This window comes from Rhodopirellula europaea 6C (assembly GCF_000338295.1).
Classification (GTDB): Bacteria; Planctomycetota; Planctomycetia; order Pirellulales; family Pirellulaceae; genus Rhodopirellula; species Rhodopirellula europaea.
Genome location: NZ_ANMO01000193.1, coordinates 1 through 19393, shown reverse-complemented (window position 1 = coordinate 19393; position 19393 = coordinate 1). Strand labels below are relative to the sequence as shown.

The following is a 19393-nucleotide window of genomic DNA, read 5'->3' as shown; positions in this document are numbered from 1 at the left end:
GCGCCGAGATGTCTACACGTGGAACGGAATGGTGACCGGATGAAAAAATTGTCTTTGGCTGGAATCGCTTTCTTTCTGTTGGCGTGCAGCAACACGTGGGCGCAGACTCCAACGTTTTCGGATACCGACTGGCCGTGGTGGCGTGGTCCAGGTCGTCAGGGACATGCCGTCGGTGAACAGAATCCGCCAACCCAGTGGAGTGATTCTGCCTACGCGAAGCAGAACATCGTTTGGAAGGTTCCGCTCGCCGATCGAGGGCACGGTTCTCCGATTTTGCTCGGCGATCGGGTTTATTTGCAAGTCGCAGACAAGGCTCGTGACTCGCAGTTCTTGGTTTGTTTGAATCGTGACAATGGAGAATTGGTTTGGGAAGCGGTGGTTCACGAAGGTGAATTCGATGGCATCGACAAACGCGAACCCAACACCAAAGCCTCCTGGGCATCGTGCACGCCGGCGACTGATGGCGAACGAGTGTTCGTCAACTTTTACTTTGACAGAGCCGTTTACACGTCGGCGGTCAGTTTGGAAGGCGAGCTGTTGTGGCAGCAAAAACTGTGTCGCTATCAGATTCACCAAGGGTACGGTTCATCGCCGACCATCTATGAAAATTTGGTGATTGCATCCGCCGACAACAAGGCGGGCGGTCAAGTCGTCGGAATGGACCGAGTTACGGGCGAAGTTGTTTGGAGGCACCAGCGGCCAAAGGAACCGAACTATGCGTCGCCCGTTGTTTTGTCGGTCGCTGGCAAAGACCAGTTGATTCTGACGGGATGCGATTTGGTCACCAGTTTGGATCCGATGACCGGCAAGGTGAACTGGGAAATCGAAGGAGCGACGACCGAGTGCGTGACCACGACCGTGACTGACGGCCAGCACGTATTTTCATCGGGTGGGTACCCTGACAATCACATTTCCGCGGTTGTGGCGGATGGATCAGGCGAGGTGGCATGGGAAGTCGGCACGCGAGTCTACGTGCCTTCCATGTTGGAAAAGGACGGCCACCTGTTCATGACGTTGGACGCGGGCGTCGCGATGTGCGTTGATTGCCAAACCGGTGAAACAAAGTGGAAGGCTCGCTTGGGTGGCGATTTTACCTCGTCACCTGTCCTAGTGAACGACCGGATTTATGCGGTCAACGAGGAAGGCAATTGTTACATCTTCCGAGCCGACCCCGAGCGATTCGAGTCAATTGGCGAGAACCAGCTCGGTGATTCCGTGATGTCGACGCCCACCATCAGCGGCGGGCGAATCTACTTGCGAGTCGGCGTGCAAGAAGGCGGCAAACGCCAAGAGTACTTGTACTGCATTGGCGAGTGATTGATTTGCCAGACGTTTATTCTGCTGTCGGTTGATACTGTTCCGGCAGGGGATGGTCGTCTTGCGGTAGGAAGCGGAGAACCGATCGCGGCGGATCTGAGATGCTGTCCGGTTGTTGGTGCATCACCCAGGTGACCCCGTTTGGTCCTTGGACTGTGTCACCGTCTTCGAATGATTCTTCGCTTTCAATCAGGTGGCACGTGATCAACCGAAGCAATTCATCGATGTCGTTGAAGTCGTAAGCTTCCGCGAAAAATAATGCTTCGATGTCTGGTAGATCCAGCTGGCCGTTGCCGACGGTGTCCATCGCCGCGAATCCATCGTCGAGGCTGTAGAGCCGAACGTTGGCCCACAGATCTAGCGGTGGAAAATCGTTGTCCTCGGATTCTTGGATGACTTGATTCATCCCATCCAAGTTGCGGATCGTTTCACCGGCGGGATTGAAGTACGCGATCGCTTGTGGCAATTCGGTAAGGGCGGCGGCGACTTCGGTGATCAACGCGAGCTCATCAAACGGTTCGTATTCTTCCGGCGTCAGCGGCGCGTCTTCTTCGTCGGTTTTGAGGATGTAGCTGCTGCGAATTCGCAAGAACGCGGTGTGCTGAGGGACCTCTTCTTTGCCTTCGTCCCAAACCCACAGTTGTTCGAGGGAGCGTTGTAGCGAGCCCGGAAATGTCAGCGGTCCGAATGAGCCGTTGGACCATGCTTGGCGAACCGCCGAATCGGCGTCCTCGATTTGCATGTCGTCCGGCCAAGGTTTGTCGACCAAGTCGATCGCCAAGTGGCCGGGAGTTTCTTCGTCCATATCCATGATCAGCGACGGACCGGCAATCGCCCAATCCGCCGTAGCGGGCAGGGGATCAGACGGTTCGTATTCATCGATCGCAGCGGCAATTTTGCGCATCGACACGCGTTCGCGCAGGAGGACAACGACGCACTGGGTGTAGAAGCCTTGGGGCATCCGAAAGAACCTTCGTAGGAGCAAAATCCGTTTGGCAACACAAGAAATGCGGTGAGAACAGGTCACCGCTGAGAAGTTCTTGCGTTGGGCGCGTTTCCAACGCGCCAGCGATGGACCAACCGAACAGTTTAGACCGCCGGTTGAACGCTCGAAAGCCGGGGCGCAGCTTGACACCGGAGCGAACCAACAAGTCGATTGTCGGACCCAGGCGGGAGATTCGTCGGTGAATGACGAACTTCTGTTCACACGTGAAAACGCGTGGGAACGCCCATCTCGACGCCGAGCGGAGTGGATCGTAAGGTGTTGGTCCGCTCATCCGACGTCTCGCCTCACTCTTGCCCCCCAGAATGCCTTGATCACGCCTCCGCACCAGCGACGTTCGGCGGCGATGGCATTCATCCTGCTGACGTTGTTGATCGACATTTTGGCGATCGGAATCATCATTCCGGTGCTCCCGGAATTGATCAAAGAGTTTGTCGGCGGCGACACTTCTCGGGCCAGTTGGTACGTCGGCGTGATTGGCGCGACCTATTCGCTGATGCAATTCTTCTTTGCCCCGGTCTTGGGCGCACTCTCGGATCGATTCGGACGTCGCCCGGTGATTCTGGCGTCATTGTTTGGACTGGGCGTCGACTTCATCGTCACCGGTTTAGCACCAACGGTTGGATGGTTGTTTGTGGGCCGGATTGTTGCCGGCGTGATGGGCGCCAGTTTCTCGACCGCGAACGCTTACATTGCCGACGTTTCGACGCAAGAAACCAGGGCTCGCAACTTTGGGTTGGTCGGCATGATGTTCGGTTTGGGATTCATCATCGGTCCCGCCCTGGGTGGCGTACTCGGTGGCATTCACATTCGATTGCCATTCTTCGTCGCGGCAGGATTGTCACTGGTCAATTGGTTGTACGGTTTCTTTGTGCTGCCTGAATCGTTGCCACCGGAAAAGCGAGGTTCGATTTCGTTGGCTGCGATGAACCCGCTGGGCACGATCGCGAGACTTCGCAACTATCCGATGATCGCCGGTTTAGCGGTCGCGTTCATGTTTTCATCTTTGGCCCAACGTGGATTGGAAAACGTTTGGGTGCTGTCGATGGGATATCGATTTGGTTGGAATGAGGTCACCAATGGATTGACGTTGGCGCTGGTCGGTTTGATGGCTGCGATTGTTCAAGGCGGCTTGGTTCGACCGATGATCAAACGTTTGGGTGAACGACGCACCGCGGTGTTGGGAACCTGCGTTTCGTGTCTCGCGTTCCTTGGATACGGGTTGGCGTCCCAGGGCTGGATGATTCCCTGCATTGTCGTGTTCGGGTCGCTGGCCGGTTTGGCGGGACCGGCGATTCAAAGTTTGGTCGCGGGGCGGGTCAGTCCCGAAGAACAAGGCAAGGTGCAAGGTGCACTGACATCGTTGATCAGCCTGACAAACATTCCTGCACCGTTGTTGTTCACCAGCGGACTGCTTGGCTATTTCACGTCAGAAAAGGCTCCGTTTGAATTCCCCGGGGCTCCGTTCGTGTTCGGTTCTTTTTTGTTGGCAATCGCGGTGATCGTTCTGGCTCGCGTGTTCATCAAGTTTCCCGCCAGCGGCGATCCCGTGGGTGACCCGAACGCGATCGTGCCAGTGGATCAGCCGCCGGCGGAATCGGACAGCGGAGATGAGAATGACGCGGAACCAACTCAATCGCCGGCATTGGGGTCGACTTGATGCGAGTGGTCGTGACCGGTTGCAGCGGCTTCCTTGGCGGCGAAATCGTTCGTCAATTGCTGCAGCGTGATTGTGAAGTCGTCGGGCTGTCACGCCGCGAGACGGCTGGTTTGGTTCGAGCCGGGATGACGCATCATCGCGGTGATTTGCTTGACACCGACTATCTTGCTCGCGTGATCGCGGGTGCCGACGTTGTGATTCACACCGCGGCCGTCGCCGGGGTTTGGGGAAGTTGGCAGCATTACTTCGACAACAACGTTGTCGCGTCGCGAAACGTGTTGCAGGCTTGCCAAGAATTTGGCGTCTCGCAGTTGGTTTACACGAGCAGTCCCAGTGTCACGTTCGACGGCAACGATCAACGTGATGTCGATGAAGCGGAACCGTATCCCGAAACGTGGATGTGTCATTACCCGCACACCAAGTCGATCGCGGAACGAGAAATTCTGGCGGCGGATCAGCCGAACGGAATGCGAACGGTTTCACTGCGTCCTCATTTGATTTGGGGACCGGATGACCCGCACTTGATCCCTCGTGTGTTGCAGCGTGCACGCAGTGGGCGATTGCGAATCATCGGCGACGGCAACAATGTGATCGACACGGTTCATGTCATCAACGCAGCTGCCGCTCACTTGGACGCGATGGATGCGTTGCAAACGCGTCCGGATGAAGCGGCGGGACGAGCGTACTTCATCACGCAAGACGAACCCGTCAATTGTTGGGACTGGATCGCGAAACTTTGTCGTGTTCACGGCGTTGATCCGCCGACCAAATCCATCTCGTTCGCGGCCGCGTACCGCATCGGCGCGGTGTTAGAAACGGTGTGGCGATTGACGGGGCGTAGCAGCGAACCGCCGATGACTCGCTTTGTCGCGTCGCAGCTGGCGAAAGATCACTCGTTTGACATCACGGCCGCAAAAGAGCGGCTGGGGTATCGGCCCCGCATCGACATGGACGCAGGGCTGCAAACGTTGGCGGATGCCGCCGCTGTTACCAGCGACCGGTCCACTGATCAGTGACGACGATTCGTTTGGCTTCGTCGCTGATGCCGTACGTCAGGTTCGGTTGATTGAGTTCCAAGAACACCGTGTACTTTTGGTGCACCGCATCGCTGAAGACGACGGGAGCGTGGGTCAAACGTAGGAAGTGAACCGGGGTGCCGTTCCAACGCTTGGTGAACACGCCGGCTTCGAGCGATGGTTCGCGAACCAGCCCGTAGTGCGACTGGATCGTGGTCATCAATCGCGACGGGTCTCCGGTGAAACCGTGCAACGAAATCCGCTGGATTGATCCGGATCGATCGAAGTAGTACGTCAACGTGCCAGCCAAATCGGTTGCTTGGGTGCCGGTGACGATGGGCACTCGCAAGCCTTCGAGTTGCAGGTCGGCTAGCACCGTCGACACTCTTGAGAATCGATTGAGGATCGCGTGCGTGGTCAAGTCAAAACGCAGGACCTCACGCAAATCAGCGACGTTGTTTCCGGCCAGGGCGGGGGCTTCGTCGTTGGCGGGGATCGCACCGAGCTTCTTTGCGATTTCGGGTTCGTAGCGATAACGTTTGGACGCCACACCACGAAGCGTTTCGACTTGGTGGTGTGAGTGAACCGGGTATCGATCCGAATCGGGCGAATTCGTGACGCCGCCGACGGGAGCTTCTCCGGATCCCCAACCGGTCGCGGTGATGCCTTCTCCGCGAAAAACGTTGGTCACGGAACCGGCGGCGTTCCGCCCCCAATCGGTTTCTGAAGCGACATAGGGTCCTCCCGCGGCGACGGCGAGCACCGCGATTTTGCCCAGGCGAGTGACGAGCATGACAAAAGAACCTGCGAATGAGTTGGGAGGAGATGGGGTGTCGTGAAGAGAACACCCTTCGTCGGTATCGGTTCTCTGGCCATCAAAGTCGCCCTGTTTTCAATGACCCGGCAGAACCGTGAAGAACGAGGCAACCGGTGCGTTCGTCAAGTCGCGAACAAGCAATGCATCCGGTTTCGCATTTACGCTGACGATCGGTGGGACTTTGTTCATTGCATCACGCGACAATCTTCCTCGTGACCGCAATCCGGAGTGGTCGGCGAATGCTGATCGGATATCTTGTCGGCATCATGCCTTTCAACGACGAAATCGAATCGCCGAACGACGACCTGAGCGACACGCTGGATGATGAGTTCGATGTGGACTCGTCGGACATCGAGGATGTCGGTTCGTGGGATGCGTCCCTGCCAACGGATGCGTTGTCAGGGCGGCGAATACTGATCGTTGGGCGTCTGGGCGGCATGAATCGCCGCGAAGCCACCAACCTGTTGCGATCGTATGGGGCCGTCGTCGTTGAAAGCGAGGCTTCATCGGTCGATTGCATCGTCATCGGTGCCGAAGAATCACCTTTGGCGGAAGCCGAGTTGATCGAGAAGGCGACTGAGCGTCGCGGCGATGACTCGGATGTGCAGATTTTGCACGAGACCGATTTGTGGCAACAACTCGGGTTGGTCGATGCGGAACAATCGATTCGTAAATTGCATACGCCGGCCATGTTGGCTCACTTGTTGGGCGTTTCCGTGCGTGTCATTCGACGTTGGCATCGTCGAGGATTGATTCGGCCCGTGCGGACATTGCACAAGTTGCCTTACTTTGATTTTCAAGAAGTCGCGACGGCCCGACGTTTGGCGGCATGGGTGGCATCCGGTGCCAGTCCCGAGGCAATTGAACGACGGATCATGCAGTGGGTCGAAGTCGTTCCCAACCTGCGACGTCCTTTGGACCAGTTGTCGATTTTGGTCGAAGGCAAGCACGTCTTGCTCCGCCAAGGCGAAGGTCTGATTGAACCCGGCGGTCAGTTGAGGTTTGACTTCGACGCGATGGAGGACGACGAATCGTCGACTGAGCCAGACTCATCGGACACGCCAATCCTGCAGTTCTCGCGACCGAGCGATCCGTTCGAGAATGAATTTGGCATGACGGCATCAAGTTCATTCGCCAGTTCAACGTCGCCGTTTGAAAATGCCGGTGTTGGTGCGACCGATCACGGCTCAATGCAGTTTCCTCCCGCGGATGAGTTGCCTGAGGAAGAAGACGATTTGCTGCTGTCGGCGTACCAAGCCGAAGATTCCGGCGAGCTGGAAACTGCGATCGACTGCTACCACGCCGTGCTGGCACGCGATGGAGCCCGGTCGGACATCCATTTTCAGATCGGTGAGTTGTTGTACCGAGTCGGCGAAACGATCGCTGCGAGGGAACGGTACTACGCCGCCCTCGAGGTCGACCCGGATTTCGTGGAAGCTCGTTCGAGTTTAGCGGGCGTGTTGGCGGAAACAGGCCAGCCCGAATTGGCGGTCGCGGCCTACCGAGGTGCCTTGGCGTTGCACGACGATTACCCGGATGTGCACTACAACTTGGCCCGAATTCTCGAGGACCTGCACCGCAGCATCGAGGCGGAGCATCATTGGCGGCGGTTTCTACAGCTTTCTCCGGGCAGCCCGTGGGCGGACGAGGCGCACGCACGATTGGAAGAATTGCGGCAATCGGAACAGTCCGATTTCTAAACGGGTGGCGAGCCCCATTCCGCGGGCGTTTCGGGCCGCAGAAAGCTGGTCCGAAGACAGGTGAATCCGTGGTTCGACGGATTAGAATGGAGACGCTTCTCGTTCTTCATTTTCGCCAACCCTCGGATTGCCCGAATGGCTGACCGCTTTTTCAGTCGCCTTCTCGTAGCCAGTTTCGCTGCCTTTTGTGTGTTCGCTAATTCGGGTTTGCACGGCATTGTCGCCCAGGAGACGGGTGTCGATTCAGAAGAATCGACACCGCTGCCGCCCGATCCGGCGGTGGAACAGTTGATTTTGAAAGCCAGCGGCGGCCCCGAAGCACTCGGCCGCAGTTTGGATTCGTTGGCCCGGGTTCGAGCCTGGTCAGCGATCGACGAACTGTTGCAGCCACTCGCGAGCAACGCACCGGCGGCGGATCGTGCCGCACGGATTGCATCCCAAATCAGCACCGATCAGCGGATCCGAATTTCGTCGGCGGAAGATGTTTCAGAAGAGGCCAAAAAGGCACTCGATGCAATCTTCGACGCACGAGCAACAACGCTTCGCGACCCAAATCGTTTGCAAGCCGCGATCAAACAATTGACCTCCAGCAGCGATGATGAAAAGCTCGGTGCCTACCGAACACTTTTCCGTGGTGGTGAATACGCTTCGGCAGCGTTGATCGGCGACATCGTTCAAACCAAAGACTTGGATCAGCGCCGTGAGGACTTGCGAGTCCTGTTGAAGATCGATCGAAGTGCTGGTATCGCTGGGCTTCGCCGCGTCGCTTTGTACGGGAATGATTCCGCGAGATCGAAGGCGATCGACGCGCTGGCGATGTTGGGTTTGGATGAAGTACAAGTTGACTTGTTGGTGCGTCGCTTAGAAGCGACATCCGACGCGGCATCGAGATTGCCCGCGTTGAAGATCATGCGGTTGGCATTGAAAGACGCGATGGACGAAGCCGTCGCGAGCCAACATGATTTTGGTGATGTGTCGGTTTGGGCCATCAACGCAAAGCGTGACGGAGTTGTGCCAACGCAAGCTGCGACCTGGGTGGTCGCCTTTCGGAATGCAGCCGATGCGGCTTCGCGATTGAGTCGAGTTGGTGACGATGATCCTGCCAGCATGGTTCAACAGCTGACTGCGCAATTGGCATATCGCGTTGCGAACGATCCCGATTGGGGCGACGCGAAAAATCGCGATGAGTTCATCAATGCTTTCTTTGGCGATGCATCGTCGGAAGACGTGCTGGCGGCATGGGCGTTGCCCGTTTTAGAAAACAGCGTCGAACTGGACAACGATCCGGCGGCGGTTGGAATCTTACGATTGATCGACGGTGAACTCAGCCGTGGTCTGTCGGCATCGCTGCTGCGGCAAGGAGCGGACGCGAGCGTGTTGGTGGAGACCGTCGACCATCCCAACGCGACGGTACGATACGAAGCCGCTGCAACAATCGCCCGCTTGATGGCAGCCGATCCCCAGCTCACTTTCGCGGGCATTTCACGCGTTCGTGATCGTTGGCAACAAATGGCAACGCTGGGTCCGAAGGGCGTCGCGATCATCTTGGAAAATCGGCCGGAGATCATCTCGGCTTGGCAGCGAATCATGGCCGGAGCCGGCTTTGAACCGCGAATCGCGGATTCGGTCGCGGCTCTCGAGCGACGTCTCTCCCGCGGTGATGACGTGCGATTGATCGTTTCGAAACAGCAACCTCGTGATGCTTCCGCGATTGAGATGATCGATGTGGTTCGGCGAATGCGAGTAGGACGCGACGTTCCTCTGCTGATTTATTCGCCCGCACCGATGGTCGAGACACCGGAACAGCTTGAAGAAGAGATCGATCAGCGCACTGAGTCACAGAAGGAGTTTGATGCCAACCTTCCCGATCAATTCGGAGTTCGCGGCGGGATCGATTCGCTGGACATCGAGATCGAAGCCAGTCTCATTCATGGAACGGTGCATCGAGACTGGACCAAACGCCGAGGATTGGATCTGCAGTTGATCGGCCAGACGCGTTGGGGCGACGAGTCTCTGCGAGCAGGTGTGATTCGTTCGATGCCGCGCCCGCGATCGGCTGCTGGCCTGTACGAAATCCTGCTGGATAGTCGTCGGCGTGCTCACCTGCCAACGTTGTCACCGAGCGATCGAGTGCGTTATCGCATGATCGCTTTGGACGCGATTGCAATGACCACCGAAGAGTGATTTTGCACTCTTCGTGTCGGAAAGGATCCCCGGTGACTCAAACTGTTTCGCGTAGTCGCGAGGTGAACTCGGGGAACGCGGCACGGACTCGGGTCCAGTTTGGAATCGAAGGGTTGCCGCTTGGATCCGCCGCGAAAATTTCGCCGGCTTGCGTGACGCACTGGGCGAACGCTTCGATGGCCATTTCTTCGGAATGTCGATCGTACTTCAGCGAGTTGACTCGGGCGTCCGCAGCGTACTGACGGATGCAGTCTTGCGCGATTCGCAAGAACGAGGCACGCAGAGTCACAAAGGTTGATTCGCCGAAGACGATGCCTTGACTAGCCAACGTGCGATAGATCGTAGTGAGGATGTCGAGCGCCATTTTGATCAGACCGCTAGATGGCTGATCGACTGCGAGTGTTTGGTGTTTGTGTTCGTAAAGGCGGGCCAAGTCGACTTGGCAAACGCGTTTGTGCGAGGTGTTTCGGTAGACGTCCGCGAGCGTTCCGACTTCCAGTCCCCAATCACTGGCGACTCGGTTGGTGCGGGCAAGGTTGCGTGTCAGCGAGAATTCGCCCGACAGAGGGTAACGGAAGTTGCCCAGGAACCGAACGAATTGGTTCTCGGGGAAGCATTGCATCAGAGCTCTTAGCAGCGGTGCAACCAACAATCGAACAACGCGTCCGTGCATGCGGTCGGTGACACGTGCGTAGTAGGCTTTGCAAAATTCGAAATCGAGCCCTGGATGAACCATCGGCAAGCAAAGCCGCGTGAGCAGTTGACGGTCGTAGTCGACAATGTCGCAGTCATGCAGAACAAAGGTTTCGATGTTGGGATCGTCCAATAAATACCCAAAGGCGGTCCAAACGCTACGACCCTTCCCTGGCACGGACACATCAATGCCCGATTCGATCAGTTCGTTGTAGAGCCCTTGGACTTCGGGGCCGTCGGTCCAGAGGACTTTGGCGCGGTCGCCCAGCGGAGCGATTTTGGCGCAGGTTTCGTCGTAATCGCTTTGATCGGGTGCCACACCCAAACTGACAACGATTGACGCGATGTAATCGGCTTGGGCCAACTCGCGGACAATCACATCAAAAGGTTCGGCGCGCATGTCTGATGCGGTGACCGGCAACACGAGTCCGATGTCATGATTTCGAGTTGATTCCCGAAGCATCGATTCCAAATTATCCAATTTGGCCGACCGAAGATCGTGGATCGTCGTGATCATGTCGTGTTGATAAAAGTCTGGCATGCCAACCTGTTCTGTCGTCGAGAGGCGAGTTTTTCCGGCACCAATGCCGTATGCGAGGCAGTTTGATCGAATGTCGTCAGATCGGCAACGAGTGCGAATTATGCAGCTGCCGCCTGCGATGCTCGTGTCGACGGGACCGATTGTTCCGTCTATGGACTTCTCCAATCCGAAAGATTCTGGGGGGGAAGTCATTCGTGCCAACATATGCACTGTACGTTTGATTGTCTCCGTACCTCAACGGTGATATGACCCCTCAATCGTGTGGTGTTACTCTAATAATGCTCGCCTCGGATCTCATCGCAATCAGTGTCTCCACACTGTCGCCTTCGTCGGCGATTGGTGCGGATCTGTATTGCCGTGTCGGATCCACGGATGAAGTGAAGCTTTATCGGGGGGCGAACTACCCGATGAAGCCGGAGGACTTGAACAAGTTGAAGTCCCGCGGCGTGACAAAACTGTTCATTGAACGGGAAGGCCGATCCAGTTATCAGGAATACCTGCGAAACCTGGCCGCGGGTGCCGAAGACGATGCTGCCACGAATTCACAGCGTTCCGCAGCGCTTAACGAAGTCGTTCTCGATGTGTTGCAAGGAAGTTTTGCCAACAACGATGAAGACGAAACGGTCAATGCCGCGAGCGAGCTCGGCGGAATCGCGGCCAGTCTGGTTTCGCGAGAAGACTTTGCCGCGGGCGATTTGTTCCGCGTTCTGAATCACGACTACGCAACTTTCACGCACAGTGCCAACGTCGCATTGTATGCCGGGATGCTGGCGAGCGAGTTGGGGATGACGCAACGCGAAGTGGAATTGGTCGTTGCCGGTGGGTTGTTGCACGACTTGGGCAAACTGGAAATTCCCGATCAGATTTTGACCAAACCTGGTCGGCTAGACGAAGACGAATTTGCGTTGATCAAGAAACATCCCGGTGATGGGTTCAAGCAACTCGCTCGTCGTGATGATTTGACGTTTGGTCAATTGATGATGGTGTACCAACACCACGAACGAATTGACGGCGGTGGCTATCCCGTCGGAACCGTCGGCGAAGACATTCATCCATGGGGCCGTCTGTGTGCCGTGGTCGATATCTATGAAGCCGTCACGAGCCAACGTCCTTACCGGACACCTATGTCACGCGAAGATGCGTGTAACCTAATTCGTCGCGAAAGCGGCAAGGCCCTCGACCCGGAGATGGTGGAATGCTGGATTTCAATTATCCACAGCACTATGCCGAAGTAGTCAGGGCAACGGACTGGAAGATTGATCTTCCTGAGGCATGGTCTGACTACTTTCATGAGTCCGGTGTGGCTCCGGTGAACTACTGCGACCAACGACAAGCACAACGTCGCATCGTTCGTACTTGTGGATTGCTGTACTTTGAAAAGGCGTTGCCCAGTTTTCCTCGAGCGTTTCATCCCGTCGGGATCTTTACCCGGGACTTCTCTAAGAACGCGTGTGGAATCCTCTCTCCGGTTGAGCTGTTTCCGGAAGAGGAAGTTCGTCTGATCTTGCCGACGTTTTGGTTGCAGCTTCGAGTCGTTCGTGCCTACCGGCATCAAGCCAAATGCTTTGAGATCGGCTTGAGGTTGCTGCATCGCAACAGCCCGTGTCGGGATGCTTTTGTGGTGGGCGGGCGTTTTGCCGAAGTCGAAAAAGGCTGAGCCGCCTTGATCTGACGCGGGGCTTCGTCTGTAGGGAAATCACCGACACAGGGTCTGCGTCGGTCACGGAATTTTGATCGACCGTGCGTACGATGGACTTCCAAGTCCGTCGCGGCCGACTTTGATCGACGGACTTGGAAGTCCATCGTACGCAGGAGTCTTGGTCGGACATTGAACTAAGACTTGGTTCGTTCGCCGGTCCACCAAGATGACGAACTGTCCGAAGAGCCGTCGGATTTGGAACGCGTGGCTTCGTTGTGAACCAAGCTTCCGATCTCTTCGGCTTCGCTGACAACGGCCTGCATTTCGCGGTCTTCTTCGTCCAGCCACTGATTGCGGGCAGCTTCCGCGGCGGCTTCGTCGGCATCGATTCGGCCATCGGCGGGTTCGCGTTGGAACCATGCCCAACCGATCGCGTCCGGCGTGGTGACTTCTTCGATGACTTCGACCTTGGGCTCCGGACGACGAACAGGACGTTCGATGATCAGTTCCGGACGACGAACCCGTCGGTGTTGGCGGGCGATGTCTTGGAACTTGTACCGGAACTTCGATTTCGGTTTGACCGGACGGCGATCTTCCACGACCAATTCGATTGGTTTTGGAGCCGGCTTCACAACTGGAGGTGCAACCACGACGACCGGTTCTGGTTTGGGAGCCTCGAGGACAATTGGAAGAGGTTCGGGAATTGGTTCTGGTTCCGGAGTCGGTTCTTCGACTTCCATTTCGGGTTCTTCTTCGACGTATTCCTCTTCGTAGACGTACTCTTCTTCTTCGTAGGTCTCTTCCACCGGTGGCGGAAGGATCTGAGCACGACCGGGAGTCCCCTGGGCGGGCATCTGGCGCACTTCGACACCGATTTCGTGGAAGATCTCGACGATATGCTCATGGCAGGTGAACATCATGACTTGATGTCCCAGCTCGGCAAACGTTTTCAACGTGCGAGCGGCGTGCTCCGCACGTGATCCGTCGAAGTTGACCAGCACGTCGTCGAGCACCAACGGCAACATCACGCCACGGCGAGCGTAAGCGGCAGCCAGTGACAATCGCAGTGCGATGAAGACGGCTTCTCCGGTGCCGCGACTGAGGACGTCCAAAGGCAACGAATTGCCTTCCGAGTCGTCGATCTTCAGCTGATTGGAACCGAGCGGCGTCCAAATGCGAACGTATTTGCCATCGGTCAACTGGTTCAGGAAGGAAGATGCTTCGCGAAGCGTTTCGGGCTGGCGTTCATTTTCGACCGTGCCGCAGACATCTTCCAGCAAGCAACTGGCCATCGAAAGCGTTTGCCAACGACGCGAAAGTTGATTGAGTTGTCGTTCGATACAACCCAGTTCCAAACGAGCGGTCATCAATCGATCGTCGTCACCGAGTTGCTTCATCGCTTGTGCCAATTCACCTTGTGCGGTTTGCAGCGTCGCGATTCGGGCTTCGGTTTCAGTCATCCGAGTCGTCAATGAATCCCAGCGGCGTTCCAGATCGGTCGCCTTGGCACCTTCGATTTCTCGGGCAACGTCGTCGTACTCGACGGTGTTGCCGATCATTGATCGAACTTGCTGATCGATGGATTCGAATTGTGCGTTGTGCTGAACGAGCAGCGATTTGCGATCGACAATTTCGTAGAACTGTTCGGGAGTCGCGACACCGCACTTGGCCCACAAGGCACGACGCTGTTGCTCGGCTCGTTCAATCGCACGCGAATGAGTGAGCTGTTGCTTTTTCAGTTGCAGGTCGTGCTCTTTGAGTTGACGACGTTGCTTGACCCAGTGTTGTTGACGTGCGACTTCTTCGTGCAGGTGTTTGAGTTGATCCAGTGGATTGGATCGCATCGTCACCGGACGTTTGCTGCGACTGTTCTCGGATTCGCTGGAACGGTTGTCGTCCCGGCGATCTCGGTTTCGGTTGCGTTTGTCGCCGCGATTTTTCTTGGAATTCTTGCGTTGCGAGCGAGCGTACGATTCGCTGTAGTCGTCTTCGTCAGCGTCCTCGTACTCATTGGATTCATAGCTGTCCGAGTAGTCGTCGTACTCGTTGGCGTGTTTGGCGGACTCGTGATCGTCGCTGTCTTGGAGTGCTTGCAACGCATCGTCGGACGCATCGATCGCTTCGAGATAAAGCGTCTCGATTCGTTTGGCAAGCGATTGTCGTTCGCGTTGGCGTTGGCTGCGTTCCTCTTTCAATTCGGTCAAACGACGCATGCTGGTTTGCAGCGCTTCGTAGCCATCGCCGAGAGCGCGAACGCTCTTGGGTGACAAGGTCGTTGACAGACCAAGACGATCGAGTGTGGCAGTCCATTCGCGACGAGCGGCCTTGAGGCCTTCAGCAGCTTTCTGGGCTCGCTTGTACGCGCCCTGGTAACTTTGGTGAGCCGCTTCGTGTGCGTGGTACAGCGGCATCGATTCGTCGAGTTCCGCGAGTAGGGACTCTGATTCACGCAAGCGAGCTTCGAGTGATTCGCTGCTGACGGCCAACGACGAATCCAGGTCTTCGCGTTCGGCTTCGATTTCTCGCAGTTGTCGTTTGACCGAATCGATCTGGCGTTCGCAATCGTCCAGGTCGCGTGCCGTGTTGCGTTGACCTTTTTCGCGTGAAAGGTAGTAAACCAACAAAGCCATCGCACCGAACATGATGCACAACATGCCCTGCGTCGGATTGGGCTCCGCCACAAACGTCTCGATTTGGAAGACGTTGAACATGCCGTAGAGCAGCAGCATGCCGCCGGCGATGAACGGCAGCGACAGCAACCACAAACGATCGATCGGCACGGCTTCGTCGGTGGTCAATTCCACCGATTCGCGTTCGAGATCTTTGTGGTGACGTTTTAGTTTTTCGAGGTGCTGGCCAAGCTGGATGCGCTGACGCAATGTCGAGATGTTGTCGTTTTCGCGACGGATCGCTTGTTGCAAATCGGTCGCGTGGGCTCGCTGCAAGATCTCCTGCAATTGGTCTTGGAGCTTTTCTTTGCGAACCTTGTGCGTCTTGCCTTCGGCGCGAGCCTGTTTGAGCAAGAACATTTGTTCTTTGACATGCTTGGCCGGTGCCGACAGAGCCGACAGCGTCGATCGAGACAGGTCGGGCAGATCGCCGTCGTCGCCATCGCCCAGGCGAATTCGTTCGTCTTCTTCGATGCCCAATCGATCCGCATCGGCATCGACTTGGTTGCGAGCCTTTTCGATTTGATTTTCGAGCCGATCGATCTGTTCTTCGAGGGCCTCGATCCAGGTCGCTTGTTGCGAAGCGGCTTCGATGCGACCCTGCAGATCGAACAAACGTTTGTTGATCGGAAGTTGTTCCGATTTGTCGCGTAAACCGCGACGTTTGGTTTTGATCTCTTCCAGTTTCGTGCGGCGTTCTTCGAGCATCGCTTCGATTTGGACGAGTTGCCCGGGGGCTTCGTCGGGGAGTGCGGCTTCGCCCTCGATCGAATCTATCTCGCTGCGAATTTGATCGCGTTCTTGCCACTTGTCGTAGACGCTGGTCGCGATTTCGACGCAGCGGGCTTCGCGTTCCCAGGCGACCATGCGGCCGCGAAGGGTTTCGATTTCTTGGCTTTGGGTGCGACGCTGAGTCGCCAATTCGCTCCACCGGCGGGTGCTGCCGGAGAGTCGTTGGATTTCATCCCGCAGCTTTTCGCGTTTGGTCATCATCGACGCGAGTTTGCCGATCGCGGCTTCGTTCTCGTCGGATTCTGCTTCGCGTTTGCCGACGACTTCGTTGCGTCCGGCTCGCAGACTGCGCAGCACGTCAACCAGCGAGACTCGGTCCAGACCGCTGCTGAGTTTGTAGAGTTCATCCGCGGCGGAGGTGTCGTCCAACGTCGACAGTTCTTGCAATTCGCGAATGCCGATCGCGAAAACGTTGGTGAAGATCGGCTCGTCGATTTGTCCTAGCAACATGCCCAAGCGATGCTGGCCCTGAGCCAATCCGTCTGAACCGGTGACGGTCAAACGGCCGGTCACATCAGTGTCGGTCAGTTGGCTGTGCCGCCGGACTTCGTAGCCGCCACCGGGCCCGGTGACTCGAATCGCACCGCCGGGAGTGCCACCGTGAATGGGCGGCAGGTATTTCTGGCGGCGTTCTTCGGTGAAGCCATACAGCATCGCTCGCAGGAATTGCATGAGCGTTGTCTTGCCGGCTTCGTTGGGGCCGTAGAACAGCGTCATGCCTTCGGGCAGGGAATCGACCGACAAACCGGTCCAGACGCCAAAACCGTCGATTTGGATGTCTTTGATCTTCATGATTTCCGTCCCCATGAGGGTTTGCCACCGCGAAGCAATTCGACGCCGAGCAGCGTGGCGTCGGCAAGGATGGCTTCGCGTTGGTCGGCGGGCACGTCACCCAACAAGGACGACGCGGTGCTGGACAGGTCCGAGTGTTCTTCCGTGAATGGCATCAGATCCAAGCGATCGCCGCCGGAAGGCGTGGTCGACGCTTCGTCGGTTGAATTTCCGCGAACGCGAGCACCCGCGAATTTTTTGCTGGCTCGTAAGAAGTCGCCGAGGATGGTGTCTTCGTCCTGCCAAGACTTCGGATAGTTGTGCGGTGGACGCACGGTCAAGCGAGTCGTCCAAGCGGCCGGATTCGTTGTTCCGTGATCGCGACGCAAATTGCGAAGCAGTTCGGTGGGATCGCCAACGGATGGCAACACTTCGGCGTTGTCCAAGGTGACTTCCCAAGCGATCAGCAGGTGTCGACCGCCGTGTTCGTTGGTCAGCGTTCCGATCTTTTGCCCGAGCAAATTGCGAAGACTGCCGGCGGATCGAATTTCGTCCGAATCGATCGCGACATTCAGGTAGCGGAACCGGTCCGTTTCAACCCGGCGAACTCGAGCGGTGTGTTCGGCGTCGACGTCAACGACGACGTAGCCGTGCGGTCCGGCTTCATCGCCGTTGCGACCTTGAGGAGATCCAGGTGCGATGGCACCGGCGGTCGCACCGCCTTCGATTTCGGTGTGGTTGTGAGGTCCGCCGAGAGCCCAGTAGTCCATGCGTGCACCTGACAGGGCACTCGCGTCGGCGATTCCGTGTCCGACGCCGACAGTGAATTCGTCGGTGGCTTCGGTTTGGAATCCGGCGACGTGCAAGGTCGAACGGCCTTCGCTGCTGCGTCCGATCACCGAGCAAACTGTTCGTCCGGCACGTTGGTGCGGGATCGCGACGGCGCGGTCTCGTGGGAACAGCGTCACGTTGGGCGGCAACGGAACCGCTTCGGGCCACTGTTTGGGATCATCCGCGATTCCGGCGGCCCAGTAGACCGCGGTGTTGGCGGCGTGCAGCTTTTCAAAGCCATCGAGCAACAATGACATTCCGTGCGGACCGGCCGCAACGGGATGCATCAAGTCGCCGGATAGGACCAGAAAGTCAATGTTTTCGGCCAAAGCGGCTTCGAAGACCGCCGCCGCAGCGTCTCGAGGAGCAGTCGCCATCGCTGTCCGCAATTGAGGCGGCAGATGGTCGAGGTCACCCAGCGGGGTTTCCAGGTGAAAGTCGCTGGCATGAATGAATCGGAAAGATTCTCCGGGCATCGTTTCCTCCTTGAAACGGCGTTTTTCGGCCGCGCAGGCCAATCCTGGTCCTACGCTCGCGTGAAACTGTAGCGAAACATCGAAGATCCTGCAAAATCAATTTGCGGGAAACTCGCGGAATCCCGCGATCGGCATTTCGACCGAGTACAGCGATTTTCTCGCTGTGGCGTACATGGTTTTGAATTCAGGACCGCCAAAGGTCACGTTTGCGGGGATCTCGGGAAACGCGACGATGCCGCGAGCTTCACCCTCGGGCGAGAAAATTTGGATGCCCAAATGAGTGGTGATGTAGAGGTTTCCTTCCACGTCGATGGCCATTCCATCGCCGCCGCGCGAGGTTTCTCCTTCAGGCTGCTTGAGCTTGCAAAGCACTCGTGAGGGGCCGATTTTGCCGGGCTCCAAAACGTCGTAGGCCAACATCTCGGCTTGCATCGATGGGATCACATAGAGCGTCTTTCCATCCGGCGACAACCCGATGCCATTGGGTGCCTCAATGTCGCCGGTCAAACGATTGACCTGTGGATCGGTCTCAAAATTCGCGAGGTAGTAAACGCAGCGTTCAGTTTGTGGCCAAGGTTCCGGGGCTCGGTACTGCGGGTCGGTGAAGTACAGCCCGCCGTGGTTGTCGACGACCAAGTCGTTGCAGGCGTTGAAGCGTTTGCCGTTGAAGGAATCCGCCAGCACGATGCGTTTGGGTGATTCACTCGACAGGTCATGCATCACGACAGCCCCATCCATCTCACAAGCCAACAGCTTTGTGTTGGACAACGGCCACAGTCCGTTGGAGTGGTTGGATTCATCGGTCAGCAGAGAGAGCTTCCCGTCGGCGGACAGACGATGAATGGCGTTGTTGGGGATGTCGGTGAAATAGAGCGTGCCGTCGTCCATCGCGGCGGGACCTTCGGTGAACTCAAATCCGGTGTGGACTTGTTGGACCGGGCCGGTGGGCTGGATCGTTTGGGCGTGTGTTGTTTGGAGAGCGGTCGTGCAGGCGAGGCCAACGATCGAAGCAAACAACAAAGCAAATCGCGAATTCATGGGTGCTCATTTAGGGTGGGGCGAGATGGGGTGGGGAACGCCGCTATTGTAGATCAACCCAAGCTAGGAAAGCGAAGCCGAGGCACTTCTCCCAACCGTGAATCCGCAACTGTAGCTCGGCGGTCCCCCGCCGAGACGAGCGTTTCAAAACCTGTAGCTCGGTGGTCCCCCACCGAGACGAGCGCTGTGTCCAGCCTGAATGTTTTTGCGCTCGGTTGTGGATGTGTTCACGGTGGAGACCACCGT

The 19393-nt window shown here is 57.0% G+C and carries 13 protein-coding genes; 7 read left to right on the top strand and 6 right to left on the bottom strand.

All coding sequences use genetic code 11. The annotated features are described in order from the left end of the window. Window positions 1-18: 18 nt before the first annotated feature. The gene (locus tag RE6C_RS19800; RefSeq protein ID WP_008659412.1) at window positions 19-1317 is read left to right on the top strand and encodes a PQQ-like beta-propeller repeat protein; all 1299 of its coding nucleotides are present in this window, start codon (window positions 19-21) and stop codon (window positions 1315-1317) included. A 16-nt stretch (window positions 1318-1333) separates the two neighbouring features. Here the strand turns inward: RE6C_RS19800 and RE6C_RS19795 are convergent, their stop codons facing one another. Next, the gene (locus RE6C_RS19795; protein WP_039962687.1) at window positions 1334-2278 is read right to left on the bottom strand and encodes a DUF4261 domain-containing protein; all 945 of its coding nucleotides are present in this window, start codon (window positions 2276-2278) and stop codon (window positions 1334-1336) included. A 388-nt stretch (window positions 2279-2666) separates the two neighbouring features. On the opposite strand from RE6C_RS19795, the gene RE6C_RS19790 reads away from it, so the two are divergent. Next, window positions 2667-3980 carry a TCR/Tet family MFS transporter gene (locus tag RE6C_RS19790; protein WP_236618360.1) on the top strand — a complete coding sequence of 438 codons (1314 nt, stop codon included), beginning with the start codon at window positions 2667-2669 and terminating at the stop codon, window positions 3978-3980. Beyond that, entirely contained in the window at window positions 3980-4996 is a 1017-nt protein-coding gene (locus tag RE6C_RS19785; protein ID WP_008659408.1) for an NAD-dependent epimerase/dehydratase family protein, read from the top strand. Before RE6C_RS19790 ends, RE6C_RS19785 begins: the two co-directional genes overlap by 1 nt. Here RE6C_RS19785 and RE6C_RS19780 read toward each other — a convergent pair. Further along, window positions 4968-5789 carry a DUF6690 family protein gene (locus tag RE6C_RS19780; protein ID WP_008659407.1) on the bottom strand — a complete coding sequence of 274 codons (822 nt, stop codon included), beginning with the start codon at window positions 5787-5789 and terminating at the stop codon, window positions 4968-4970. The two genes, RE6C_RS19785 and RE6C_RS19780, sit on opposite strands and share 29 nt — an antisense overlap. Window positions 5790-6052: 263 nt before the next feature. Between RE6C_RS19780 and RE6C_RS19775 the strand changes: the two genes are divergently transcribed. Further along, window positions 6053-7513 carry a MerR family transcriptional regulator gene (locus tag RE6C_RS19775; RefSeq protein WP_008659406.1) on the top strand — a complete coding sequence of 487 codons (1461 nt, stop codon included), beginning with the start codon at window positions 6053-6055 and terminating at the stop codon, window positions 7511-7513. A gap of 135 nt (window positions 7514-7648) precedes the next feature. Next, on the top strand, window positions 7649-9697 hold the full coding sequence (locus tag RE6C_RS19770) for a hypothetical protein (RefSeq protein ID WP_236618359.1): 2049 nt from the start codon (window positions 7649-7651) through the stop codon (window positions 9695-9697). Window positions 9698-9734: 37 nt separating this feature from the next. Here the strand turns inward: RE6C_RS19770 and RE6C_RS19765 are convergent, their stop codons facing one another. Further along, window positions 9735-10931, bottom strand: coding sequence for a glycosyltransferase family protein (locus RE6C_RS19765; RefSeq protein ID WP_008659403.1), 1197 nt, complete (start codon window positions 10929-10931; stop codon window positions 9735-9737). A gap of 278 nt (window positions 10932-11209) precedes the next feature. Between RE6C_RS19765 and RE6C_RS19760 the strand changes: the two genes are divergently transcribed. Further along, on the top strand, window positions 11210-12166 hold the full coding sequence (locus RE6C_RS19760) for an HD-GYP domain-containing protein (protein ID WP_008659402.1): 957 nt from the start codon (window positions 11210-11212) through the stop codon (window positions 12164-12166). Then, the gene (locus RE6C_RS19755; RefSeq protein ID WP_236618357.1) at window positions 12127-12588 is read left to right on the top strand and encodes a hypothetical protein; all 462 of its coding nucleotides are present in this window, start codon (window positions 12127-12129) and stop codon (window positions 12586-12588) included. Before RE6C_RS19760 ends, RE6C_RS19755 begins: the two co-directional genes overlap by 40 nt. A gap of 176 nt (window positions 12589-12764) precedes the next feature. Here RE6C_RS19755 and RE6C_RS19750 read toward each other — a convergent pair whose 3' ends face one another. From RE6C_RS19750 to RE6C_RS19740, 3 genes are read right to left on the bottom strand one after another with little or no spacing between them, the layout of a single operon-like run. After that, complete coding sequence (locus tag RE6C_RS19750; protein ID WP_008659399.1) at window positions 12765-16823, bottom strand: ATP-binding protein; 4059 nt, start codon at window positions 16821-16823, stop codon at window positions 12765-12767. Beyond that, window positions 16820-18151, bottom strand: coding sequence for a metallophosphoesterase family protein (locus RE6C_RS19745; RefSeq protein ID WP_173401815.1), 1332 nt, complete (start codon window positions 18149-18151; stop codon window positions 16820-16822). Before RE6C_RS19745 ends, RE6C_RS19750 begins: the two co-directional genes overlap by 4 nt. Window positions 18152-18205: 54 nt before the next feature. After that, a complete protein-coding gene (locus RE6C_RS19740) occupies window positions 18206-19147 on the bottom strand; it encodes an SMP-30/gluconolactonase/LRE family protein (protein ID WP_008659396.1) in 942 nt (313 codons plus the stop codon). Window positions 19148-19393 lie beyond the last annotated feature (246 nt).